Origin of the sequence: Streptomyces endophyticus (assembly GCF_035798155.1) — a bacterium.
Taxonomy (GTDB): Bacteria; Actinomycetota; Actinomycetes; order Streptomycetales; family Streptomycetaceae; genus Streptomyces; species Streptomyces endophyticus.
Genome location: NZ_JAOZYC010000098.1, coordinates 75896 through 98368, shown reverse-complemented (window position 1 = coordinate 98368; position 22473 = coordinate 75896). Strand labels below are relative to the sequence as shown.

Genomic DNA, 22473 nt, shown 5'->3' with positions numbered 1-22473 from the left:
GGAACGGAAGGCGAAGCAGGTCGTGTCAGTACAGAACACCATCCATGTCGACGGAGAGTGGCGCGAGGCCGCAGCAGGGGCCACGCGCGAGATCCTCGACCCTGCGGATGCCAAGCCGTTCGCCGTGATCGCCGAGGGCGGCACCGAGGACGCGGACGCCGCGATCGCCGCCGCCCGCAAGGCCTTCGACGAGGGCCCGTGGCCGACGACGCCCGTCGCCGAGCGCGCCGCGCTGCTGCGTCGCGTCGCCGACCTCCTCGTCCGGGACCGGGAGAAGATCGGCCTCCTGGAGAGCCGGGACGCGGGCAAGACCGTCGAGGAGGGCCGCGTCGACGTCGACTGCGTCGCCGATGCCTTCCGCTACTTCGCCGATCTCGTCATCGGCGAGGGCGCGGGCCGCGTCGTCGACGCCGGGTCCGACGACATCCACAGCGTCGTCGTGCACGAGCCCGTCGGCGTCTGCTCCATGATCACGCCGTGGAACTACCCGCTCCTCCAGGCGAGTTGGAAGGTCGCCCCGGCGCTCGCCGCGGGCAACACCTTCGTCATCAAGCCGAGCGAGATCACGCCGCTGACGACGGTCGTGCTGATCGAGCTGCTGGTCGAGGCCGGGCTGCCGCAGGGCGTCGCCAACATCGTGACGGGCCCCGGTGCCACCGTCGGCGCCCGATTCGCCGACCACCCCGACGTCGACCTCGTCTCCTTCACCGGCGGCCTGGCCAGCGGCACCAAGGTCGCGCAGGCCGCGGCCGGCTCCGTCAAGAAGGTCGCCCTCGAACTCGGCGGCAAGAACCCGAACGTCGTCTTCGCCGACGCGTGCGAGACGGACGAGGACTTCGACACCGCCGTCGACCAGGCGCTCAACGCCGCCTTCATCCACAGCGGCCAGGTCTGCTCCGCCGGCTCCCGGCTCATCATCGAGGAGTCCGTGCGCGAGCGCTTCGTCGCCGAACTCACCCGCCGCGCCGAGAAGATCCGCCTCGGCCGCGGCACCGAGGACGACGTCGAGTGCGGCCCGCTCGTCAGCGAGCCCCAGCGCGACAAGACCGAGGGCTACGTCGCCTCCGCGCTCGCCGAGGGCGCCGTGCTGCGCTGCGGCGGCAAGCGCCCCGCGGCCTCCGAGGTCCGGCCCGCCACCGGCTACTTCTACGAGCCGACCGTCCTCGACCAGTGCCACCGCGAGATGCGCGTCGTCCGCGAGGAGACCTTCGGTCCGATCCTCACCGTCGAGACGTTCCGCACCGAGGACGAGGCCGTCGAGCTCGCCAACGACACCGAGTACGGCCTCGCGGGCGGCGTGTGGACCACCGACGCGGGTCGTGCCCGTCGCATGGCGCGCCGGCTGCGCCACGGCACCGTCTGGATCAACGACTTCCACCCCTACCTCCCGCAGGCCGAGTGGGGCGGATTCGGCAAGAGCGGCGTGGGACGCGAGCTGGGTCCCGCCGGGCTCGCCGAGTACCGCGAGAGCAAGCACGTGTACCAGAACCTGGCGCCGAAGCCCGTCCGGTGGTTCGCGGGCTGACGGCCTCGTCCTCCTGGGCCTCGCGCCCGTACACGTAAGCGTTGTGAACGCCTCGGGGCCCTGCCCCGGACCCCGCGCCTCAAGCGCCGGCGGGGCTGGATTTCTTGGAGTTGAGCAGAGCAATGTCTGAAAACACCTACGACTACGTCATCGTCGGTGGCGGCACCGCGGGATCGGTGATCGCCTCCCGCCTCACCGAGAACCCGGACGTCACCGTCGCCGTCATCGAAGGCGGACCCAGCGACATCGACCGCGACGACGTCCTGACGCTGCGCCGCTGGCTCGGCCTGCTCGGTGGTGACCTGGACTACGGCTACACCACCACCGAGCAGCCGCGCGGCAACTCGCACATCCTGCACAGCCGCGCCAAGGTGCTGGGCGGCTGCTCGTCGCACAACACGCTCATCTCGTTCAAGCCGCTGCCCGGCGACTGGGACGAGTGGGCGGCCGCGGGCGCCGAGGGCTGGGACCACAAGGCGATGGACCCGTACTTCGGCAAGCTGCGCAACAACATCGTCCCGGTCGACGCGAAGGACCGGAACGCGATCGCGAGCGACTTCGTCGAGGCCGCGCAGGCCGCGACGGGCGTGCCGCGCGTCGAGGGCTTCAACAAGGGCCCGTTCAAGGACGGCGTCGGCTTCTTCGACCTGTCGTACCACCCCGAGAACAACAAGCGCTCCAGCGCGTCGGTGGCCTACCTCCACCCGCACATGGAGGCCGGTGACCGCCCCAACCTCACGCTGCTCCTGGAGACCTGGGCGTACAAGCTGGAGTTCGACGCCACGGACGAGGGGCTGACCGCGCGCGGCGTGCGCGTGCGCGGCAAGGACGGCGTGGAGAAGCTCATATCCGCGCGCACCGAGGTCCTCGTGTGCGCCGGAGCCGTCGACACGCCGCGCCTGCTGATGCACTCCGGCATCGGCCCGAAGGCCGACCTGGAGGCCCTGGGCATCCCGGTCCTGCACGACCTGCCGGGCGTGGGCGAGAACCTGCTCGACCACCCGGAGTCGGTCATCGTCTGGGAGACGAACGGGCCGATCCCCGAGAACAGCGCCATGGACAGCGACGCGGGTCTGTTCATCCAGCGGGACCCGGCAGCGGCCGGGCCCGACCTGATGTTCCACTTCTACCAAATCCCGTTCACGGACAACCCGGAGCGCCTCGGCTACGAGCAGCCGGAGCACGGGGTGTCCATGACGCCGAACATCCCCAAGCCGAAGAGCCGCGGCCGTGTCTACCTGACCAGCGCGGACCCCGAGGTCAAGCCGGCCCTCGACTTCCGTTACTTCACGGACGAGGACGACTACGACGGCAAGACCCTCGTCGACGGCATCAAGATCGCCCGCGAGATCGCGAAGACCGAGCCGCTGGCCGGCTGGCTCAAGCGCGAGGTCTGCCCCGGCCCCGACGTCACGGACGACGAGGCGCTCAGCGAGTACGCGCGCAAGGTCGCGCACACCGTCTACCACCCCGCGGGAACTTGCCGCATCGGTGCTGCGGACGATGAACTCGCCGTGGTAGACCCCCAGTTGAAGGTCCGCGGGCTGCAGTCCATCCGTATCGCCGACGCGTCCGTCTTCCCGACGATGCCCGCGGTGAACCCGATGATCGGGGTGCTCATGGTCGGGGAGAAGTGCGCCGAACTGCTGGGTGGTGATGCGTGATGAGCACGACCATGTCTTCTGCGAACGCTGAGAAGCGGACCGATTCCGGGTCCGAGTCCGTGTTCGCCGTACGCAATCTGTGGAAGGTGTTCGGCCCGAAGGCCGAACGCGTGCCGGATCAGACCGAGTTGGCGGACCTGAGCGCCGCCGAACTGCGGGCGAAGACCGGCTGCACGGCCGCCGTGCGCGATGTGTCGTTCGACGTCAAGCGGGGCGAAGTCTTCGTTGTCATGGGCCTGTCTGGCTCCGGCAAGTCGACCCTCGTACGCTGCCTGACCCGGCTCATCGAGCCGACGTCGGGGGAGCTGGAGATCGACGGCGAGGACGTCCTGGCCATGGACAAGTCCCGCCTGCGCGAACTGCGTCGGCACCGCGCCGCGATGGTCTTCCAGCACTTCGGCCTCCTCCCGCACCGCACCGTTCTCGACAACGTCGCGTACGGCCTGGAGATCCAGGGCATGGGCCGCGCCGAGCGCCGCGCGAAGGCCATGGAGGTCGTCGCCAAGGTCGGGCTCGACGGCCTTGAGCAGCGCCGCCCCGGGCAGCTGTCCGGCGGTCAGCAGCAGCGCGTCGGCCTGGCGCGTGCGCTGGCGGTCGACCCCGAAGTCCTCCTCTTCGACGAGCCGTTCAGCGCGCTGGACCCGCTGATCCGGCGGGACATGCAGGAGGAGGTCGTGCGCCTGCACCGCGAGGAGGGCCGCACGATGGTCTTCATCACCCACGACCTCACCGAGGCGCTGCGGCTCGGCGACCGGATCGCCCTGATGCGCGACGGCCGCGTCGTCCAGCTCGGCACGCCCGAGGAGATCGTGGGCGCGCCCGCCGACGACTACGTCCGCGAGTTCGTCCGTGACGTGCCGCGCGAGCAGGTCATGACGGTACGCAGGGCCATGCGGCCCGCCGACGCGGACGAGGCGGACCGTGGTCCGTCGATCGCGCCCGACGCGACGGTTTCGGAGGCGATCGAGGCGGTTGCTTCCAGCGGGTTCGCGGTCAGGGTGGTGGAGGACGGGGAGTGTGTCGGGGTCGTCGATCATGAGCGGTTGCTGGGGGTGGTGGCCGGTGTGAGTCCTGGGGCGGGAGCCGGTCCTACGACTCGGGGCTCCGCCCCGGACCCCGCTGCTCAATCGCCGCAGGGGCTTGAAAAGGCGGAATCGCCGGCGGGGCTTGAGAAGCCCGAGGGTGACGAGGGGAACGGCTGATGGCTGCCGCCGTAACGGCCGGCCCGGCCAAAAGCTCGGGTGACCGGCCCCACCCCCTGTGGCGCAACCGCGCCCTGGGGAAGATCGTCCTGCTCGCCGTCGTCGCCGCGGTCCTCATCCCCCTGGCCCACGCCAAGTGGTCCAGCGGGACCTGGCCGCACGCCCTCACCGTCAACCTCACCGAACCCCTCGGCAACGCCACGGACTGGGTGATCGACAACCGGGACAGCGACCCGCTGTTCCTGTACTTCTTCGGCTACATCAGCAACGCCGTGGTCATCTCCGTACGCGCCGTCTACCTGGTCCTGCTGGCAGCGGGCTGGGCAGGCGTCACCGCGGCGGCGGGCCTGATCGCCTGGCGCGTGGCCGGCTGGCGCCTCGCCGCGTCCGCGGTCGTCGCGTTCCTGGCCTGCGGCGCCCTCGGCATGTGGGTCCCCACCATGCAGACGCTCGCGCTGATGGTGATCGCCGTGCTCGCCTCGGTGGTCCTCGGCGCCGCCCTCGGCCTCGCCGCGGGCCTGAGCGACACCATGTACCGGGCCCTGCGCCCGGTCCTCGACACCATGCAGGTGCTGCCCGCGTACGCGTACCTGCTCCCGGTCGTCCTCGTCTTCGGCATGGGCGTCCCGGCCGCCGTGCTCGCCACGGTCGTCTACGCCGCCCCGCCGATGGCCCGCCTCACCGCGCTCGGCCTGCGCTCAGCGGACGGCGGCGTGATGGAGGCCGTCACCTCGCTCGGTGCCACGGCCCGCCAGCGCCTCTTCTCCGCCCGTCTGCCGCTGGCCCGCAAGGAACTCCTCCTCGGCCTCAACCAGACGATCATGATGGGCCTCTCCATGGCCGTCATCGCCTCCGTGATCGGTGCGGGCGGCCTCGGCGACCGCGTCTACCAGGCGCTCGCCTCCGTCGACGTCGGCGCCGCGCTCGCGGCCGGCATCCCGATCGTGCTGCTCGCCGTCGTCCTCGACCGGGTCACGGCCGCGGCCGGGGCGCGGATGGGCTCCCACGACACGTCCGACGTGCACTGGAAGTGGGACGTCCTCGCCGTCGTCGTCGGCACCGGCGTGGTCGCGGTCGTGGGCCACCTCACCGACCGCCTCGACTGGCCCGACGCCTGGACCCTGAACATCGCCGCGCCCGTCAACGACGCGGTCGACTGGATGACGGACCACCTGTACTCCGGCGTCCCGTACATCGGCGGCACCGCCGACTGGGCCGCGCACTTCACCACGGGGATCCTCAACCCGGTGCGCGACGGCCTCACCTGGCTGCCCTGGTGGTCGGTGCTGCTGATCGTCGCCGCGCTCTCCTGGCTGATCGGCACCTGGCGCACCGCGCTCACCGCGGTCCTCGCCATGGCCGGGGTCGGCGTACTGGGCGTGTGGAAGCCGTCGTTGGACACGCTGTCCCAGGTCATCGCGGCGGTCCTGGTCACCCTGGTCCTCGGCTTCGCGATCGGCATCGCGGCGGCCCGCAGCGAACGCTTCGAACGGCTGCTCCGTCCCGTCCTCGACGTCTTCCAGACGATGCCGCAGTTCGTGTACCTGATCCCGGTCGTCGCGCTCTTCGCCGTCGGCCGCGCCCCGGCCGTCGCCGCGGCCGTCGTCTACGCGCTGCCCGCCGTCGTCCGCATCACCACGCAGGGTCTACGACAGGTGGACCCGGCCGCGATGGAGGCGTCCCGCTCCATGGGCGCGACCACGACGCAGCAGCTGCGCCAGGTCCAACTCCCGCTCGCCCGCCCGGCGTTGCTGCTCGCCATCAACCAGGGCATCGTCCTGGTCCTCGCCGTCGTCATCATCGGCGGCCTGGTCGGCGGTGGCGCGCTCGGCTACGACGTCGTGTTCGGCATCGCCCAGGGCGACCTCGCCACGGGCCTCGTCGCGGGCGCCGCGATCGTCTGCCTGGGCCTGATGCTGGACCGGGTGACGCAGCCGACGCAACGCCGCGACACCGCGGGAAAGGGGGCGTGACATGCGTATTCACATCCGTACGCGCATCAGCGCACGCATGACGCCGCTCAAGGCGGTCGTCGGCGCCGGGGTGCTCCTCGCGGCCACCGGCTGCGGGGCGGCCGACATGACGAAACAGTCCTCCCCGTTCGCCAACGCGCAGGGCGCCAAGACGGTGACCCTCTCGGTCCAGTCGTGGGTGGGCGCCCAGGCAAATGTCGCCGTGGCCCAGTACCTCCTGGAGCACGAACTCGGCTACCGCGTCGACACCGTGCAGGTCGACGAGGTCCCCGCGTGGGACGCCCTCAGCCAGGGCCGCGTCGACGCGATCCTGGAGGACTGGGGCCACCCCGACCAGGTGCAGCGCTACGTCAAGGACAAGAAGCTGATCCAGCCCGGCGGTGACCTCGGCGTCACCGGCCACATCGGCTGGTTCGTCCCGACGTACTTCGCGAAGAAGCACCCCGACATCACCAACTGGAAGAACCTCGACAAGTACGCGGACCAGTTCAAGACGGCGGAGAGCGGCGGCAAGGGCCAACTCCTCGACGGCTCCCCGTCGTACGTCACGAACGACAAGGCGCTGGTGAAGAACCTGAACCTGGACTACCAGGTCGTCTTCGCCGGCTCCGAGGCCGCCCAGATCACGCAGATGAAGCAGTTCGCCAAGCAGAAGAAGCCCTTCCTCTCCTACTGGTACACCCCGCAGTGGCTCACGAAGCAGGTGCCGATGACGGAGGTGAAGCTGCCCAAGTACAAGGAGGGCTGCGACGCCGACCCGAAGAAGATCACCTGCGCCTATCCGACGACGCCGCTCCAGAAGTACCTCAACACGGACTTCGCCAAGCACGGCGGCGAGGCGGCGCAGCTCCTGAAGAACTTCAAGTGGACGACGAGCGACCAGAACGAGGTCTCGCTCCTGATCGCCGACAAGAAGCTCAAGCCGGAAGCGGCCGCCAAGAAGTGGGTCGAGACGCACGAGTCCACGTGGAAGTCCTGGCTCCCGAAGAAGTAGCCAGTCGGAACCCAGTCGGGACCCAGTCGGGACTGTGACGGCTAGCTACGACGGAGTCGTGGATAGCCGTCACAGTCCCCGCGCGTCACCTGCCTACCGCAACCCCTCCGCGATCTCCCGCACCGCCCCCATCGCCCTCCGCTGCAACCCCGGGCCGAACGTGATGCGGGTCGCGCCCAGTTCGCCCCACTCGCGGAGCGACGGGCCGCCGGGAGGTGCGCCCACGTTGATCGGGCCCTCGATTCCGGAGCGCAGGGCCGGGACGGCGTCCGCCGGGGCGCCGATCGGGTAGACGCAGTCGGCGCCCGCGGCGACGTACAGGCGGGCGCGGTCCAGCGCCTCGGCGATCGGGTCCGCGGCGCCGCGGATGAACGTGTCGACGCGGGCGTTCAGGACCACCCGGTCACCGGCCGCCGCCCGCACCTCGGCCAGCCAGTCCGCTTGTGCGCGCGGGTCGTTGAGGGTGCCGTCGGGGCCCGAGTCCTCCAGGTTGCAGCCCACCGCGCCGGTTTCCAGGAGGCGTTCCACCAGTTCCTTCGGCGCGAGCCCGTAGCCGCCCTCGATGTCCGCCGACACCGGCACCGACACCGCGCGCACGATCCGGCGGACCGCCGCGAACATCTCGTCCGCCGGGGTCTGCCCGTCCTCGTAGCCGAGCGACGCCGCGACCCCCGCGCTCGGCGTCGCGAGGGCCGGGAAGCCGGCCTCCTCGAAGACGCGGGCGCTCGCCGCGTCCCACGGGCCCGGGAGGACGAGCGCGTCGCCGGGGGAGCGGTCGTGGTGCAGGGCGCGGAACGTATCGGCAGCGCTCGGACTCACCATGCGGGGCCTCCTGGTTCGATGCGCCGGCTCACCATCAGCCGGTTCCAGTTGTTGATTACCACGATCGAGGCGATGAGGTGGGCGAGTTCGGGCTCCGTGAAGTGCTTGGCCGCCTCGTCGTACGTCTCGTTCGGGACGTAGTCCGCCGTCGTCAGGAGCGTAATGGCCTCCGTGAGGGCGAGTGCAGCCTTTTCCCGGTCGTTGAAGGTGTCGTCGGCCTCGCGCCATGAGTTCAGGAGCGCGATGCGTTTCGGGCTCTCGCCGTTCTTGCGCACCGCGATGTCCACGTGCATGTCCAGGCAGAACGCGCACTGGTTGAGCTGCGAGGCCCGGATCGCCACCAGTTCGGTGAGGACCGGGTCGCCGAGGCCCTTCTTGGCGGCGGCGCTGAGCGCCTGCATCGCCGTCCGGACCCCGGCGTCCAACTGCCGCGTACGAGCGGTCACTTGTGGTCGCCCGGTGTGTAGTGGCCCGGCGACTGGCGGGTCGAGACGCCGAACCGGTTCCAGGCGTTGATGACCGTGATCGCGGCGATGAGCTGGGCCAGTTCCTTTTCGTCGAAGGCCTTCGCGGCCTTCTCGTAGACCTCGTCGGAGACGAAGCCGTCGGTGAGGACGGTGATCGCCTCGGTCAGTTCGAGGGCCGCGACCTCCTTCTCCGTGTAGAAGTGCTTCGACTCCTCCCACGCGCTGAGCTGGATGATCCGCTCCACGCTCTCGCCCGCCGCGAGGGCGTCCTTCGTGTGCATGTCGAGGCAGAGCGCGCAGCGGTTGATCTGCGAGGCGCGGACCTTGACCAGTTCGGCGATCTTGGGGTCGACGCCCGCGCGGGCGGCCGCGTCCAGCTTGATCATCGCCTTGAAGACCTCGGGGGCCTGGCGGGACCAGTCGAGGCGGGGGGTGTGCTCGTGCATGTAGGGGGCGGTGCCGGTGCTGTTCTCGGTGCTGTTCCTGGTGCTGTTCTCGTTGTTCGTCATGGTGTGAGCCTACGAGGGAAGTAGCCCAGGAGTATGGTCCATTTACGTGGAAGAATCTTGGGCCAATTCGGCGTCCGGGCGGGCGCTGGGCATCGATCTGCACCTCGACCCCGCTCTCTCCGGGGGCGTACGCCGCGGGCTGACCGACGCGCTCCGTGAGGCCGTGCGCGGCGGGCGGCTCGCCCCCGGCACCCGGCTGCCCGCCTCCCGCACCCTCGCCGCCGACCTCGGCCTCGCCCGCAACACCGTCGCCGACGCCTACGCCGACCTCGTCGCCGAGGGCTGGCTCACCGCCCGGCAGGGCTCCGGCACCCGGGTGGCCGAGCGGCCGGGCCGGGCGCCCACCCCGGCCCGCGCCACGAACCGCGTCCCCTTCGGCGGACACCGCTACGACCTCATGCCCGGCCGCCCCGACCTCGCCTCCTTCCCCCGCGCCGAATGGCTCAAGGCCGCCCGCCGCGCCCTGACCGCCGCCCCGAACGAGGCCCTCGGCTACGGCGACCCGCGCGGCCGCCCCGAACTGCGCGGCGCCCTCGCCGGCTACCTCGCCCGCGCCCGCGGCGTACAGGCCTCGCCGGAGCGGATCGTCGTCTGCGCCGGGTTCGTGCAGGGCATGATCCTGCTCGGCGAGGTGCTGCACCGGCGCGGTGTGCGCGACATCGCCGTGGAGTCGTACGGGCTCGATCTTCATTGGGACTATCTGACCCGGCCCGGACTGCGGACCCGGCCGCTGCCGTTCGATGAACTGGGCGCGGATGTACGGGAGTTGAGTGGCGAAGGTGCTGCTCTGCTGACTCCCGCTCATCAGTTCCCTCTCGGTGTCGCCCTGCACGCGCGCCGTCGCGCCGCCGCCGTCGACTGGGCGCGCCGCACCGGCGGGCTGATCCTGGAGGACGACTACGACGGCGAGTTCCGCTACGACCGCCAGCCCGTCGGCGCCCTCCAGGGCCTCGACCCGGACCGCGTCGTCTACCTCGGCACCGCCAGCAAGTCCCTCGCCCCCGGTCTGCGGCTCGGCTGGATGGTGCTGCCCGCGCCGCTCGTCGACGAGGTCGTCGCGGCCAAGGGGCACACCGACTGGTCCTGCGGCGTCCTCGACCAGCTCACCCTCGCCGAGTTCCTGGAATCCGGCGCGTACGACCGTCATGTGCGCGCCGCGCGCCTGCGCTACCGGCGCCGCCGCGACCAGCTCGTCGCCGCCCTCGCCGAGCGCGCCCCGGCCGTGCGCGCCACCGGTATCGCCGCCGGGCTGCACGCCGTGCTCCAACTCCCGCCCGGCACCGAGCGGTCGGTCGTGCAGGCCGCCGCCTGGCAGCGCCTCGGCATCTCGGGCCTCGCCGAATTCCGGCACGCGGACGCGCCCGAGCCGACAGACCCCATGGACGCCCTGGTCGTCGGCTACGGCACCCCGCCCGACCACGCCTGGCCGGGCGCGTTGGATACGCTGTGCCGGGTCCTGCCCTAGGGCGGGCCACACACACGTACACGCACGTACACGCATGCACGCAACGGGGGAGAACTTCATGACGGACAACACCACCCAACGACGGCTGCGCTCAGGCACCGTCGCGCTCGGCGGCGTGGGCCTGCTGGCCGCCGCGCTCACCGCCTGCTCCTCGGACTCCGATGTCGACAAGCGGTGCATCGACCGCAACAGCTACAACGCCGGCAAGGGCTACAAGGTCGTCTCCGACAAGTACTGCAAGTCCTCGTCGACCAAGTCCTCGGTCAACGGCGGCTGGTACTACGGCGGCAAGAAGAAGGGCAGCCGCGTCGGCAGCGGCTCCTTCACCAAGTCCTCGGGCGGCGGCGTCACGCGCGGCGGCTTCGGCAGCGGCGGCAAGGGCGGAAGCTCCGGCGGCTGAGCCCCGGAGACACTGATGAAGCGACACACCATCACCCCGCGCCCCGACTGGCAGCGAGTCGTCGAGGAGCAGGGGCTCATCTACCCGCTCACCCGCTACCCCGACGACTCCCTGCGCCCCTACTGGGACGAGAGCGCCTACTACGAGTTCTCCCTCCCCGAGGTCGAGGCGCTCGAAGAGGTCGTCGAGGAACTGCACCGCATGTGCCTCGCCGCGGCCGAGCACATCGTCCGTAACGACCGCTTCGCCGACCTCGGGATCACCGACCCGCGCGTCGCCGCGGCGGTCGCCGAGGCCTGGGAACGGCGCACCGAACTCCCTTCCATATACGGCCGGTTCGACCTGCGGTACGACGGCACAGGCCCCGCGAAGCTCCTTGAGTACAACGCCGACACCCCCACCTCACTGGTCGAGGCCGCGAGCCCCCAGTGGTTCTGGATGGAGGAGCGGTTCCCCGGCGCCGACCAGTGGAACTCGCTCCACGAGCGGCTCATCGACGCCTGGAAGAAGCAGGCCGCCCTGCTGCCACCCGGCAGCCCGCTCTACTTCGCGCACTCCTCGGCCGACGAACTCGGCGAGGACCTGATGACCGTCGGCTACCTGAAGGAGACCGCCGAACAGGCGGGCCTGGACACCGACTGGATCTCCATGGAGGAGATCGGCTGGGACAGCCTCTCCGAGCGCTTCGTCGACAACCAACTCCGGTACATCCGCAGCTGCTTCAAGCTCTACCCGTGGGAGTGGCTGACCTCCGACGCGTTCGCCCCGCACGTCCTGGGCGGCCTCGACAACGGCGGCGGTACGGGTACGACGATGTGGATCGAGCCCGCCTGGAAGATGCTGCTCAGCAACAAGGCGCTGCTCGCTGTGTTGTGGGAGCTGTACCCGGACCACCCGAACCTGCTGCCCGCCTACCTCGACGGACCCCGCGAACTCGCGACCGACACGACCGGCCCCGGCTACGTGTCGAAGCCGCTGCTCGGCCGCGAAGGCGCGGGCGTCACGATCCACGAGCCGGGCACGGCGCCGCCCGCCGCACCCGAAGAGCCGTGCTGCTACCAGCAGTTGAGCGAGCTGCCCGACTTCGACGGCAACCGCGTCGTCCTCGGCGCGTGGGTGGTCGAGGACGAGGCGGCCGGGCTCGGAATCCGGGAATCGGCGGGGCTCATCACGGACGAGTACGCCCGCTTCCTGCCCCACGTCATCCTGTGAGCCGCACGGAAGACGCTTACGCGCCCAGCACCGCCCGGAGCTGATCGAGGCCCCAGTCCAGATCGTCCTTGCCGATCACCAGCGGCGGGGCGATCCGGATGGTGGACCCGTGGGTGTCCTTCACCAGGACCCCGCGGTCCATCAGCTTCTCCGAGATCTCCCGGCCCGTCCCGTACGACGGGTCGATGTCGACGCCCGCCCACAGGCCGCGCCCGCGCACCCCGGTGACCTTCCCCGTCCCCGTCAACAGGCCCAGCTCGGCGTGCAGATGCTCGCCGAGTTCGGTGGCCCGCTCCTGGAACTCCCCGGTACGCAGCATCGCGATCACCTCAAGGGCCACGGCGCAGGCGAGCGGGTTCCCGCCGAACGTCGACCCGTGCTCGCCCGGCCGGAACACCCCGAGCACGTCCTTGCGCGACACCACCGCCGACACCGGCACGACCCCGCCGCCGAGCGCCTTGCCCAGCACGTACACGTCCGGCACCACGCCCTCGTGCTCGCACGCGAAGGTGCGGCCGGTCCGCCCGAGGCCCGACTGGATCTCGTCGGCGATGAACAGCACGTTCCGCTCGCGCGTCAGCTCCCGTACGCCCGGGAGATAGCCGGGCGGCGGGACGAGCACGCCCGCCTCGCCCTGGATCGGTTCGAGCAGCACCGCCACCGTGTCGTCCGTGACGGCGGCGCGCAGCGCGTCCAGATCCCCGTACGGGACGATGTCGAAGCCCGGCGTGTACGGACCGAAGTCGGCGCGCGCCTCCTGGTCGGTGGAGAAGCTGACGATGGTCGTCGTCCGGCCGTGGAAGTTGTCGCTCGCGACCACGATCCGGGCCCGCCCGTCCGGCACGCCCTTGACCCGGTAGCCCCACTTCCGGGCGGTCTTCACGGCTGTCTCGACGGCCTCCGCCCCCGTGTTCATCGGCAGCACCATCTCCATGCCGCACAGCTCGGCGAGCTCCGCGCAGAACGCGGCGAACCGGTCGTGGTGAAAGGCCCGCGAGGTCAGCGTCACCCGCTCCAGCTGCGCCTTCGCGGCCTCGATCAGGCGACGGTTGCCGTGCCCGAAGTTGAGCGCCGAGTACCCGGCGAGCATGTCGAGGTAGCGCCGCCCCTCGACGTCCGTCATCCACGCGCCCTCGGCGGTGGCGACGACCACGGGAAGCGGGTGGTAGTTGTGCGCGCCGTGCGCGTCGGAGGCAGTGATCAAGTCCTGCGTGGCGTGTCCTGCGGAGGTGGTGGATGGAGTCACAGAAGTCACGGGATCTCCGTTCGTCGCGGCTCATGGCACTGGGTGTGGGACGGGCTTGTGGCCCCTTCCTATCGTCGCTCGCGATGTGGACGTGGAAACCTCGCCGGGCGACGCGCCCGGTACTGTGAGGGCAGGGCCGTGACTGGCGCGCTGGGATGGGATCGACCATCAGGGAGCGGCCCGAGCAGTGTGTGCCGTGCGCCTGGGCCGACCGCGAACCGACCGTGTGATCACGTATCGACCGTGTCCGGAGGCTGCCCCCATGACCGAATCCCCGCTCACTCCCGAATCCACCGCGTACCGCGCTGCCCTCGACGTCGTGCGCGCCGTGGAGCCGCGCGTCGCCGACGCCATCGGCCAGGAGCTCACCGACCAGCGCGAGATGCTCAAGCTGATCGCCTCGGAGAACTACGCGTCCCCGGCGACGCTGCTGACCATGGGCAACTGGTTCAGCGACAAGTACGCCGAGGGCACCATCGGCCGCCGCTTCTACGCCGGCTGCCGCAACGTCGACACCGTCGAGTCGATCGCCGCCGAGCACGCCCGTGAGCTGTTCGGCGCCCGGCACGCGTACGTCCAGCCGCACTCCGGGATCGACGCGAACCTGGTCGCCTTCTGGGCTGTTCTGGCAGCACGTGTGGAGACGCCTGCTCTGGAAAAGGCGGGTGTGCGCAATGTCAATGACCTGACGGACGCTGACTGGTCCGTGTTGAGGCGGTCCCTGGGGGACCAGCGCATGCTCGGCATGTCCCTGGACGCGGGCGGGCACCTCACCCACGGCTTCCGGCCGAACGTCTCAGGAAAGCTCTTCGACCAGCGCTCCTACGGCACCGACCCCGCCACCGGCCTCATCGACTACGAGGCGCTGCGTGCGCAGGCCCGCGAGTTCAAGCCGATGATCATCGTCGCCGGCTACTCCGCGTACCCGCGGCTCGTGAACTTCCGGATCATGCGCGAGATCGCCGACGAGGTCGGGGCGACGCTCATGGTCGACATGGCGCACTTCGCGGGCCTGGTCGCCGGCAAGGTGCTGACCGGTGACTTCGACCCGGTGCCGCACGCGCAGATCGTCACCACGACCACGCACAAGTCGCTGCGCGGGCCGCGCGGCGGCATGGTGCTGTGCGACGACTCGCTGAAGGACCAGGTCGACCGGGGCTGCCCGATGGTGCTCGGCGGGCCGCTGCCGCACGTCATGGCCGCGAAGGCGGTCGCCCTCGCCGAGGCGCGGCAGCCCGCGTTCCAGGACTACGCGCAGCGCATCGTGGACAACGCGCGGGCGCTGGCCGAGGGGCTGACGCGGCGCGGCGCGACCCTGGTCACGGGCGGTACCGACAACCACCTCAACCTCATCGATGTGGCCTCCTCCTACGGCCTCACGGGCCGCCAGGCCGAGACGGCGCTGCTCGACTCGGGCATCGTCACCAACCGCAACGCGATCCCCGCGGACCCGAACGGTGCGTGGTACACCTCCGGGATCCGGATCGGTACGCCCGCGCTGACCACGCGTGGGCTCGGGACCGGTGAGATGGACGAGATCGCGGCGCTCATGGACCGCGTGCTGACGGCCTCCGAGCCGGGGACCACGAAGTCCGGGGCGGTGTCGAAGGCGAGTCACGTGCTGGAGCCGAAGGTCGCGGACGAGGTGTCCCACCGGGCCACGGATCTGTTGGCCGGGTTCCCGTTGTACGGGCAGATCGACCTGGGCTGAGCCCCTCCGTGGCGTGGGGCGGGTGACCGTCCTCACGCCACGGGGCTCCGCCCCGGACCCCGCTGCTCCAACGCCGCAGGGGCTTAAATTGGCTCACCCGCCGCCGGGGCATGCGGGTGGCCGTCACCCGCCTTGGGCGGCAGGGTGGGCAAGGCGGCGCCCCGGTGCCGCGTGCTCATGACGGCAGGCACCGGCCCCGGAGGGGCTTATAGGTCGACCAGTTGTTGGCGTGGCCCCCGTGGTTCCCGTGGGATTCGGGGGCGGACGCGTATGCGCCACACCAGCGCCGACGCGGCAAGGCCCACGGCCAGGCCGGCCAGGGCCCACCAGATCGGGTTCCGGTCGGCCGGTTCGGTCGTGGGGAACACGCCCGCCCGCGTCAGCTGGTCGACGAGGGTGGGGGAGGCGTGGTGCCAGCGGAGGTCGTCGTCGTTCACGTCGACCATCGGGTCCGTGCGGATCCACGGCGTGCCGTCCTTCGCGACGATCAGCTGGTCCTGACGCTCGATGGCCGTGTCGGTGCCGGGTGCCCGGTGGGTCTGGGGCCAGCCCGCCACGCCGGTCAGGCCCCACACGACCGTGGCCACCACGGGCGGGAAGTGTCCCTCCTGCCAGGCCTGCGGCACCCGCTCGGTCACCGTGTCGAACCCTGTGGTCAGGCGCTCCAGGCGGGCGAAGTTCCGGTCCTCGTCGTGCAAGGCCACCGAAGGGCCCGCCGCGGCGCCGGGCGCGATCACCACCGCCAGATCCGGCACATCCATCCCGGAGCCGGGATGCGTCGGCCGCGCGTGCGCGAGCGGTGCCCCCGCCATCAGCAGAGCCATCAGCAGCGCCACCACCACGAGCACGCCCCGGACAGGCCCTCGTACGTACTGCATCGCCACCCCCGTCGACGCGCCCCCACGTGACTCCCGCCACATCGCCAAGCTACCGGCGCCCACTGACAACGACCAGGTCGCACCCAGGTCCCCGTAAAGGACCTTTGGCCGCTGCGGAGCTGTGTGGCGCACCTGAGACAATGAGGCACATGGCCTCTGATGTTCGCCCTCGTGTGCTCTCCGGTATCCAGCCCACCGCCGGCTCGTTCCACCTCGGCAACTACCTCGGCGCGGTCCGCCAGTGGGTGGCGCTGCAGGAGTCCCACGACGCCTTCTACATGGTCGTGGACCTGCATGCGATCACCGTTCCGCAGGACCCGAAGGAGCTGCGGGCCAATACCCGGCTCGCCGCCGCGCAGCTGCTCGCCGCGGGGCTCGACCCGGAGCGCTGCACGCTGTTCGTGCAGAGCCACGTCCCCGAGCACGCGCAGCTGGCCTGGGTCATGAACTGCCTCACCGGCTTCGGCGAGGCGAGCCGCATGACGCAGTTCAAGGACAAGTCCGCGAAGCAGGGTGCCGACCGGGCGAGTGTGGGGCTGTTCACGTATCCGGTGCTGCAGGTCGCCGACATTCTGCTGTACCAGGCCGACCAGGTTCCGGTCGGTGAGGACCAGCGGCAGCACATCGAGCTGACCCGCGACCTCGCCACGCGTTTCAACGGCCGCTTCGGCGACACGTTCACGCTCCCGGCGCCGTACATCCTCAAGGAGACGGCGAAGATCTACGACCTTCAGGACCCGTCGATCAAGATGAGCAAGTCGGCGTCGACGCCGAAGGGCCTCATCAACCTGCTCGACGAGCCCAAGGCGACCGCCAAGAAGGTCAAGAGCGCCGTCACCGACACCGACACCGTGATCCGCTTCGACGCGGAGAACAAGCCGGGCGTCAGCAACCTGCTCACCATCTACTCCACCCTCACCGGTGCCGGTATCCCGGAACTGGAGAAGAAGTACGAGGGCAAGATGTACGGTGCGCTGAAGACGGACCTGGCCGAGGTCATGGTGGACTTCGTGACACCGTTCCGGACCCGCACCCAGGAATATCTGGACGACCCGGAGACGCTTGACTCGATCCTGGCCAAGGGCGCGGAGAAGGCGCGGACCGTCGCCGCCGAGACCCTTTCCCAGGCCTACGACAAGGTCGGCTTCCTGCCCGCCAAGCACTGAGCCGAGCACGGAAGCGTTCCGTACGTACGCGATGCCACCCGCCCGCGACACGACGACAGGAGTATGACGTGGGGACCGTAACGATCGGTGTCTCGATCGCGGTCCCGGAGCCTCACGGCAGCCTGCTCCAGGAGCGGCGCGCGGGCTTCGGCGACGCCGCGGCGCACGGCATTCCCACGCACATCACCCTGCTCCCGCCGACCGAGGTGGCCGGCACCGACCTCACGGCGATCGAGGCGCACCTGGAGGAAGTCGCCTCCGGTGGCCGCCCGTTCGCGATGAGACTGTCAGGCACGGGCACGTTCCGGCCGCTGTCACCCGTCGTGTTCGTGCAGGTCGTCGAGGGCGCCGAGGCCTGCACCTGGCTTCAGAAGCAGGTGCGGGACGCGTCGGGCCCGGTCTCCCGCGAGTTGCAGTTCCCGTACCACCCGCACGTGACCGTGGCGCACGGCATCGACGAGGACCTGATGGACCGCGCCTACGCGGAGCTCGCCGAGTACGAGGCGGCCTGGGCGTGCACCGGGTTCGCGCTCTACGAGCAGGGCGCCGACGGGGTGTGGCGCAAGCTTCGGGACTTCGCCTTCGGCACGTCGTCGCTGCCCGCGCAGACCTCGGGCCGCACGACCCGCGGTCCCCGGCTGCCCGCGCGCTGACCCTGCGTAGGGATCAGACCGGCAGGCGCCGGAACACCGGCCGTGGCACATGCCGCAGCGCCGACATCACCACGCGCAGCGTTCCCGGCACCCACACCGTCTCCGACCTGCGCCGAAGCCCGGTCTCGATGGCCTGTGCCACCGCGCCGGGCGTCGTGGCCATGGGGGCCTCGGCGAGCCCGGCCGTCATCTTCGACCGTACGAAGCCGGGGCGGACGATCATGACGTGCACGCCCGTCCCGTGCAGCGCGTCCCCGAGCCCCTGCGTGAACGCGTCGAGGCCCGCCTTGCTGGAGCCGTAGATGAAGTCGGCGCGGCGGGCCCGCTCGCCCGCCGCCGACGACAGGACGACGAGCGAGCCGTGGCCCTGGGACTGCAGGGCCCGCGCGCAGACGAGGCTCGCGGAGACGGCGCCCGTGTAGTTGGTCTGGGCGACGCGGACCGCCGACATCGGGTCGTCCTCGTCGCGGGCCTGGTCGCCGAGGATGCCGAACGCGAGCAGCACCATGTCGATGTCGCCCTCGGTGAAGAGTTTGCCGAGCGTCTCCGCGTGCGCGCCGGGGTCCAGCGCGTCGAAGGGGACCGTACGGGTGTCGGCGCCCAGGGCGCGCAGCCCGGCGGCGGCCTCGTCGAGCGCGGGGGACGGGCGGCCCGCCAGCCACACGGTGCGGGTGCGCCGGGCGACGAGGCGGCGGGCGGTCGCCAGCGCGATCTCGGAGGTGCCGCCGAGGACGAGCAGGGACTGGGGGGTGCCGAAGGCGTCTTTCAACGGGGGCTCCTGGGAGGAGAGTCGGGCGTGCGGCGGGTCACAGGTCGAGGCGCCGTGACAGGTCCGAGCGGAACACCCGCTGCGGGTCCCAGCGCGCCCGCAGTGAGCGGAAGTCGTCGAGGCGCGGGTACATGGCGGTGAGCAGTTCGGGCCGCAGCCGGGAGTCCTTGGCGAGGTGGACGCGCCCGCCCGCGGCGGCCACCTCCTCGTCCAACTCGTCGAGGAACGAGCCCAGTTCGGGCAGGTTCGCGGGGATGTCGAGGGCGAGGGTCCAGCCCGGCACCGGGAACGACAGCCAGCCCGGGTCTCCTTCGCCGAAGCGCTTGAGGGTGGCGAGGAGGGACGGGCAGCGGCGCTCGGCGATGCGGTGCACGATGCGGCGCAGCGCCGCATCGGAGCCGTGCCCGAGGGCGAACTGGTACTGCACGAAGCCGCCGCGGCCGTAGACGCGGTTCCAGTGCGGGACGCCGTCGAGCGGGTGGAAGAACGCGGAGAGCTTGCGCAGTTCGCCGGTGCGGGCCCTGGGCGTCTTGCGGTAGCGGAGCTCGTTGAACAGGCCGACGCTGGTGCTGCTGAGCAGGCCTTCGGGGAGGAGGTCCGGAGCCGCGGGGAGGCGGGTGGGGCGGAACTCCAGCGGGGTCCTGCGGGCGCGTGCGGGCAGTGCGTCGAGCGGTGCGTGCTCGCCGCGCGTGAGGACTCCGCGGCCCGTCGCGGCGCCGCGTGCGAGCAGGTCGACCCAGGCGACGGAGTAGCGGTGCTGGTCCGTGGCGGTGAGCCGGGCCAGCAAGTCGTCGAAGTCGGTGGCCCGTTCGGTGTCGACCGACATCAGCGACGTCTCCACGCGCTGGAGTTGGACGGTCGCCGTGAGGATGATCCCGGTCAGGCCCATGCCGCCCGCCGTCGCGTCGAACAGCTCGCTGCCGCGCTCCACGACGCGTACTCCGCCGTCGGCGGTGAGGAGTTCGAGCATGGGGACGTGGCGGGCGAAGGAGCCGCGGACGTGGTGGTTCATGCCGTGGATGTCGGCGCCGATCGCCCCGCCGACCGTGACGTAGCGGGTGCCGGGGGTGACCGGCACGAACCAGCCGAGGGGGAGCAGCACCTCCATCAGGCGGTGCAGCGAGACGCCCGCGTCGCACAGCACGGTGCCGCCCGCGGCGTCGATGGCGTGGATCCGGTCGAGCCCCGTCATGTCGAGGACGGCCCCGCCGGCGTTCTGCGCCGAGTCCCCGTACGCCCGGCCGAGCCCTCGCGCGATGCCGCCGCGGCGTCCGGTGGCGGCGCAGTCCCGGACCGCGAGGACCGCGTCCTCGTAGGAGCGGGGGCGGATCACGCGGGCCGAGGTGGGGGCGGTGCGGCCCCAGCCGCTGACCGGTACGGAGTGCGGGACGGAGGGGAGAGTGGGTACAGGGTCGGTAGCGGGGTCGGCAACCATGACCGTGACCGTATCGCCCGAAGGTGCGAAGTTTGTCGTAAACCTAGCGAGCCCTCACCGGAACGGGTGATCGAAGTGGGGATGGGGGGCAGGCTGGGATCATGGATTGGCTGAAGAAACTCCCCGTCGTCGGGCCGCTGTTCGCCCGGCTGATGCGGACGCACGCCTGGCGCGCCTACGAGCGGCTCGACGAGGCGCGCTGGTCCCAGCTCGCCGCGGCGATGACGTTCATCAGTTTTCTCGCGCTGTTTCCGCTGCTCACCGTGGCCGCGGCGGTGGCCGCCGGCACCATGGGCCCGGACCAGCAGAAGAAGCTGGAGCAGACGCTCAGCGACCAGGTCCCGGGTATCTCCCAGCAGTTGGACATCGGGGCGCTGGTCGACAACGCGGGCACGATCGGGCTCATCGCCGGAGCGCTGCTGCTGTTCACGGGCGTCGGCTGGGTCGGCTCGATGCGGCAGTGCCTGCGGGACGTGTGGGAGCTGCCCGACCTCGACGAGAACCCGATCATGCGCAAGCTCAAGGATGCGGGGATCCTCGTCGGGCTCGGTCTCGCGGGCATCGTGTCGATCGTGGCGTCCACCCTCGCGAACACGGCGGTCGACTGGACGGCCGACCAGATCGGCATCGACAAGGCGGGCTGGGGCGGAATACTGCTCCAGGCCGCGGCCTTCGGGATCGCGGTCCTCGCGGACTTCCTGATCCTGCTCTACGTCCTCGCCCTGCTGCCCGGGGTGCAGCCGGGCCGCCGCGACCTGATCACCGCGGCGCTGATCGGGGCGGCGGGCTTCGAGCTGCTGAAGCTGGTGCTCAGCGGCTATATGAAGGACGTGGCGGCCAAGAGCATGTACGGCGCGTTCGGCACGCCCGTGGCCCTGCTCCTGTGGATCAACTTCACCGCGAAACTGCTGCTGTTCTGCGCCGCGTGGACGGCGACGGGCCGGGTGGGCCTGCGCAAGACGGAAGAAGCGGAGGCGGAAGCAGAAGCGGAGGAAGAGGCGAAAGCGGAGGCACAGGCGGAGGCGACCGAAGACGCGGAGGAGATCAGCCCTTCGTGATCCTCAGCGGCCACTTCTTGCGCACCACGAACACCGCGCCCGCGAGCACCACGAGCACCCCGCCCACGATCGCGAGCGCGATCCCGACGCCGCTGGAGCCGCCGCTGACCGCGGCGTGCGCGGCCGACTTGGCGGGGCCCGCGTCACCGGAGCTCGGGGACGCCGCGCCCGCGGGCGTCTCGCTCCGCGGGCCGACGAGATGGCCGACAGGGGAGACCTTGCCGTCGGCCTGGAAGCCCCAGTCGAAGAGCCGCGCGGTCTCCTTGTAGACGGCCTGGCTCTCCTTCGCCTTCGGGTTCATGACGGTGACGAGCAGCACCCGGTTTCCGCGCTCGGCGACTCCGGTGAACGTGGACCCCGCGTTCGTCGTGTTGCCGTTCTTCACGCCCGCGATGCCCTTGTACGCGGGCAGGCCCAGGGAGCCGGTGAGCAGCCGGTTGGTGTTCTGGATCCCGAAGTGCTTGGTGGTCTTGCCCTTCTTCTGCTTCATGGGGAACTCGGCGGTGGGCGTGGCGGCGTACTCCCGGAAGTCCTTCTTGTGCAGCCCGGAACGGGCGAACAGCGTCAGGTCGTACGCGGAGGAGTGCTGCCCCGGCATGTCGTAACCGTCGGGGCTGACGACATGGGTGTCGCCCGCCTGCAGCTCGTCGGCGTGCGCCTGCATGTCCTTGACGGTCTGCGCGACGCCCTGGTTCATGGCGGACAGGACGTGCACCGCGTCGTTGCCGGAGCGCAGGAAGACGCCCAGCCACAGATCGTGCACCGAGTACGTGAAGCCCTCCTTGACGCCCACGAGGCTCGACCCGGCGCCCATCCCTGCCAGGTCCGAAGGCACCACCTTGTGCGTCGTCGTCTTCGGGAACTTCGGCAGCACGGTGTCCGCGAACAGCATCTTCAGCGTGGAGGCCGGCGGCAGCTGCCAGTGCGCGTTGTGCGAGGCGAGCACCTCGCCCGACTCGGCGTCCGCGACGAGCCAGGACTTCGCCGTCAGGTCCTTCGGCAGGACGGGCGCGCCCCCCTGAAGGTTGACCTGCGTCCCCGGCTTCCCCAACTGGGCGCCGCCCACCTGGGACATCGACGCGGGCGGCTTGTCGTTCTTGTCCTTGTCCGCGGCGGCCGCGGGCAGCGCTCCGGCGAGGGTCAGGGCGGAGGCGGCGCACAGCACCGCGGCCTTCTTCAAGTGCGACGTCGGTCGCGCGGCGTGGGAGTCGGGCACGCTGGTGAAGGTACCTGTACCTGCCCCGTAAGTCTCCACCGCTGCGTCCTGTGTTCGCCCTGACCCACCCCGGCGGCGGTGCGCGAGGCCGCGCGGCGATACTGAGGG

20 protein-coding genes and 1 riboswitch are annotated in these 22473 nt (G+C 70.9%); of the genes, 12 read left to right on the top strand and 8 right to left on the bottom strand.

The features are described 5' to 3' along the window. Positions 1 to 22 precede the first annotated feature (22 nt). From OKJ99_RS14255 to OKJ99_RS14235, 5 genes are all read left to right on the top strand, one after another. Positions 23 to 1525, top strand: coding sequence for an aldehyde dehydrogenase family protein (locus OKJ99_RS14255; protein WP_326016461.1), 1503 nt, complete (start codon positions 23 to 25; stop codon positions 1523 to 1525). A 122-nt stretch (positions 1526 to 1647) separates the two neighbouring features. Then, complete coding sequence (locus OKJ99_RS14250; protein WP_326016460.1) at positions 1648 to 3189, top strand: GMC family oxidoreductase; 1542 nt, start codon at positions 1648 to 1650, stop codon at positions 3187 to 3189. An 11-nt stretch (positions 3190 to 3200) separates the two neighbouring features. After that, positions 3201 to 4391 (top strand): quaternary amine ABC transporter ATP-binding protein, encoded by a 1191-nt coding sequence (locus OKJ99_RS14245; RefSeq protein WP_326016459.1) that lies wholly within the window; start codon positions 3201 to 3203, stop codon positions 4389 to 4391. After that, positions 4391 to 6364 carry an ABC transporter permease gene (locus OKJ99_RS14240; RefSeq protein ID WP_326016458.1) on the top strand — a complete coding sequence of 658 codons (1974 nt, stop codon included), beginning with the start codon at positions 4391 to 4393 and terminating at the stop codon, positions 6362 to 6364. The genes OKJ99_RS14245 and OKJ99_RS14240 overlap by 1 nt, the downstream gene beginning before the upstream one ends. A gap of 37 nt (positions 6365 to 6401) precedes the next feature. Then, a complete protein-coding gene (locus OKJ99_RS14235; RefSeq protein ID WP_326016508.1) occupies positions 6402 to 7358 on the top strand; it encodes an ABC transporter substrate-binding protein in 957 nt (318 codons plus the stop codon). Between the two features lie 93 nt (positions 7359 to 7451). On the opposite strand, the gene OKJ99_RS14230 is transcribed toward OKJ99_RS14235, so the two are convergent. Genes OKJ99_RS14230 through OKJ99_RS14220 form a run of 3 tightly spaced genes read right to left on the bottom strand, consistent with a single transcriptional unit; the run spans position 7452 to position 9156 of the window. After that, the gene (locus OKJ99_RS14230; RefSeq protein ID WP_326016457.1) at positions 7452 to 8180 is read right to left on the bottom strand and encodes an isocitrate lyase/PEP mutase family protein; all 729 of its coding nucleotides are present in this window, start codon (positions 8178 to 8180) and stop codon (positions 7452 to 7454) included. Continuing rightward, positions 8174 to 8626 carry a carboxymuconolactone decarboxylase family protein gene (locus tag OKJ99_RS14225; protein WP_326016456.1) on the bottom strand — a complete coding sequence of 151 codons (453 nt, stop codon included), beginning with the start codon at positions 8624 to 8626 and terminating at the stop codon, positions 8174 to 8176. The genes OKJ99_RS14230 and OKJ99_RS14225 overlap by 7 nt, the downstream gene beginning before the upstream one ends. Next, positions 8623 to 9156 carry a carboxymuconolactone decarboxylase family protein gene (locus OKJ99_RS14220; RefSeq protein WP_326016455.1) on the bottom strand — a complete coding sequence of 178 codons (534 nt, stop codon included), beginning with the start codon at positions 9154 to 9156 and terminating at the stop codon, positions 8623 to 8625. Before OKJ99_RS14220 ends, OKJ99_RS14225 begins: the two co-directional genes overlap by 4 nt. Before the next feature lie 46 nt (positions 9157 to 9202). On the opposite strand from OKJ99_RS14220, the gene pdxR reads away from it, so the two are divergent. Genes pdxR through OKJ99_RS14205 form a run of 3 tightly spaced genes read left to right on the top strand, consistent with a single transcriptional unit; the run spans position 9203 to position 12233 of the window. Next, the gene (gene pdxR / locus OKJ99_RS14215) at positions 9203 to 10621 is read left to right on the top strand and encodes a MocR-like pyridoxine biosynthesis transcription factor PdxR (protein ID WP_326016454.1); all 1419 of its coding nucleotides are present in this window, start codon (positions 9203 to 9205) and stop codon (positions 10619 to 10621) included. Between the two features lie 58 nt (positions 10622 to 10679). Then, positions 10680 to 11021, top strand: coding sequence for a hypothetical protein (locus OKJ99_RS14210; RefSeq protein WP_326016453.1), 342 nt, complete (start codon positions 10680 to 10682; stop codon positions 11019 to 11021). Positions 11022 to 11036: 15 nt separating this feature from the next. Then, positions 11037 to 12233: a glutathionylspermidine synthase family protein gene (locus OKJ99_RS14205; protein WP_326016452.1), complete on the top strand. Its 1197-nt coding sequence runs from the start codon at positions 11037 to 11039 to the stop codon at positions 12231 to 12233. Between the two features lie 16 nt (positions 12234 to 12249). Here OKJ99_RS14205 and rocD read toward each other — a convergent pair whose 3' ends face one another. Continuing rightward, positions 12250 to 13479, bottom strand: coding sequence for an ornithine--oxo-acid transaminase (rocD, locus tag OKJ99_RS14200; RefSeq protein ID WP_326016507.1), 1230 nt, complete (start codon positions 13477 to 13479; stop codon positions 12250 to 12252). Positions 13480 to 13607: 128 nt separating this feature from the next. Continuing rightward, positions 13608 to 13694: riboswitch (ZMP/ZTP riboswitch) on the top strand. A 47-nt stretch (positions 13695 to 13741) separates the two neighbouring features. On the opposite strand from rocD, the gene OKJ99_RS14195 reads away from it, so the two are divergent. After that, positions 13742 to 15190, top strand: coding sequence for a glycine hydroxymethyltransferase (locus tag OKJ99_RS14195; RefSeq protein ID WP_326016451.1), 1449 nt, complete (start codon positions 13742 to 13744; stop codon positions 15188 to 15190). Between the two features lie 206 nt (positions 15191 to 15396). Here OKJ99_RS14195 and OKJ99_RS14190 read toward each other — a convergent pair whose 3' ends face one another. Beyond that, positions 15397 to 16068: a hypothetical protein gene (locus OKJ99_RS14190; RefSeq protein ID WP_326016450.1), complete on the bottom strand. Its 672-nt coding sequence runs from the start codon at positions 16066 to 16068 to the stop codon at positions 15397 to 15399. Between the two features lie 149 nt (positions 16069 to 16217). Between OKJ99_RS14190 and trpS the strand changes: the two genes are divergently transcribed. Then, complete coding sequence (gene trpS, locus OKJ99_RS14185; protein WP_326016449.1) at positions 16218 to 17234, top strand: tryptophan--tRNA ligase; 1017 nt, start codon at positions 16218 to 16220, stop codon at positions 17232 to 17234. 68 nt (positions 17235 to 17302) lie between these two features. Continuing rightward, a complete protein-coding gene (locus tag OKJ99_RS14180) occupies positions 17303 to 17887 on the top strand; it encodes a 2'-5' RNA ligase family protein (protein ID WP_326016448.1) in 585 nt (194 codons plus the stop codon). Between the two features lie 13 nt (positions 17888 to 17900). Here the strand turns inward: OKJ99_RS14180 and OKJ99_RS14175 are convergent, their stop codons facing one another. Next, positions 17901 to 18656, bottom strand: a complete 756-nt coding sequence (locus OKJ99_RS14175; protein WP_326016447.1) for a decaprenylphospho-beta-D-erythro-pentofuranosid-2-ulose 2-reductase — start codon at positions 18654 to 18656, stop codon at positions 17901 to 17903. 37 nt (positions 18657 to 18693) lie between these two features. Continuing rightward, positions 18694 to 20091 carry an FAD-binding oxidoreductase gene (locus OKJ99_RS14170; RefSeq protein ID WP_326016446.1) on the bottom strand — a complete coding sequence of 466 codons (1398 nt, stop codon included), beginning with the start codon at positions 20089 to 20091 and terminating at the stop codon, positions 18694 to 18696. Between the two features lie 101 nt (positions 20092 to 20192). On the opposite strand from OKJ99_RS14170, the gene OKJ99_RS14165 reads away from it, so the two are divergent. Beyond that, complete coding sequence (locus tag OKJ99_RS14165) at positions 20193 to 21149, top strand: YihY/virulence factor BrkB family protein (protein ID WP_326016445.1); 957 nt, start codon at positions 20193 to 20195, stop codon at positions 21147 to 21149. Here OKJ99_RS14165 and OKJ99_RS14160 read toward each other — a convergent pair. Next, positions 21136 to 22365, bottom strand: coding sequence for a D-alanyl-D-alanine carboxypeptidase family protein (locus OKJ99_RS14160; RefSeq protein ID WP_326016444.1), 1230 nt, complete (start codon positions 22363 to 22365; stop codon positions 21136 to 21138). The genes OKJ99_RS14165 and OKJ99_RS14160 overlap by 14 nt on opposite strands. Positions 22366 to 22473 lie beyond the last annotated feature (108 nt).

Coding starts and splice junctions, on each gene's coding strand:
- OKJ99_RS14245 (WP_326016459.1), top strand. CDS start 3,201: ATGTCTTCTGCGAACGCTGAGAAGCGGACCGATTCCGGGTCCGAGTCC.
- OKJ99_RS14210 (WP_326016453.1), top strand. CDS start 10,680: ATGACGGACAACACCACCCAACGACGGCTGCGCTCAGGCACCGTCGCG.
- OKJ99_RS14250 (WP_326016460.1), top strand. CDS start 1,648: ATGTCTGAAAACACCTACGACTACGTCATCGTCGGTGGCGGCACCGCG.
- OKJ99_RS14195 (WP_326016451.1), top strand. CDS start 13,742: ATGACCGAATCCCCGCTCACTCCCGAATCCACCGCGTACCGCGCTGCC.
- OKJ99_RS14230 (WP_326016457.1), bottom strand. CDS start 8,180: ATGGTGAGTCCGAGCGCTGCCGATACGTTCCGCGCCCTGCACCACGAC.
- OKJ99_RS14190 (WP_326016450.1), bottom strand. CDS start 16,068: ATGCAGTACGTACGAGGGCCTGTCCGGGGCGTGCTCGTGGTGGTGGCG.
- OKJ99_RS14165 (WP_326016445.1), top strand. CDS start 20,193: ATGGATTGGCTGAAGAAACTCCCCGTCGTCGGGCCGCTGTTCGCCCGG.
- OKJ99_RS14220 (WP_326016455.1), bottom strand. CDS start 9,156: ATGACGAACAACGAGAACAGCACCAGGAACAGCACCGAGAACAGCACC.
- OKJ99_RS14205 (WP_326016452.1), top strand. CDS start 11,037: ATGAAGCGACACACCATCACCCCGCGCCCCGACTGGCAGCGAGTCGTC.
- trpS (WP_326016449.1), top strand. CDS start 16,218: ATGGCCTCTGATGTTCGCCCTCGTGTGCTCTCCGGTATCCAGCCCACC.
- OKJ99_RS14240 (WP_326016458.1), top strand. CDS start 4,391: ATGGCTGCCGCCGTAACGGCCGGCCCGGCCAAAAGCTCGGGTGACCGG.
- OKJ99_RS14170 (WP_326016446.1), bottom strand. CDS start 20,091: ATGGTTGCCGACCCCGCTACCGACCCTGTACCCACTCTCCCCTCCGTC.
- OKJ99_RS14235 (WP_326016508.1), top strand. CDS start 6,402: ATGACGCCGCTCAAGGCGGTCGTCGGCGCCGGGGTGCTCCTCGCGGCC.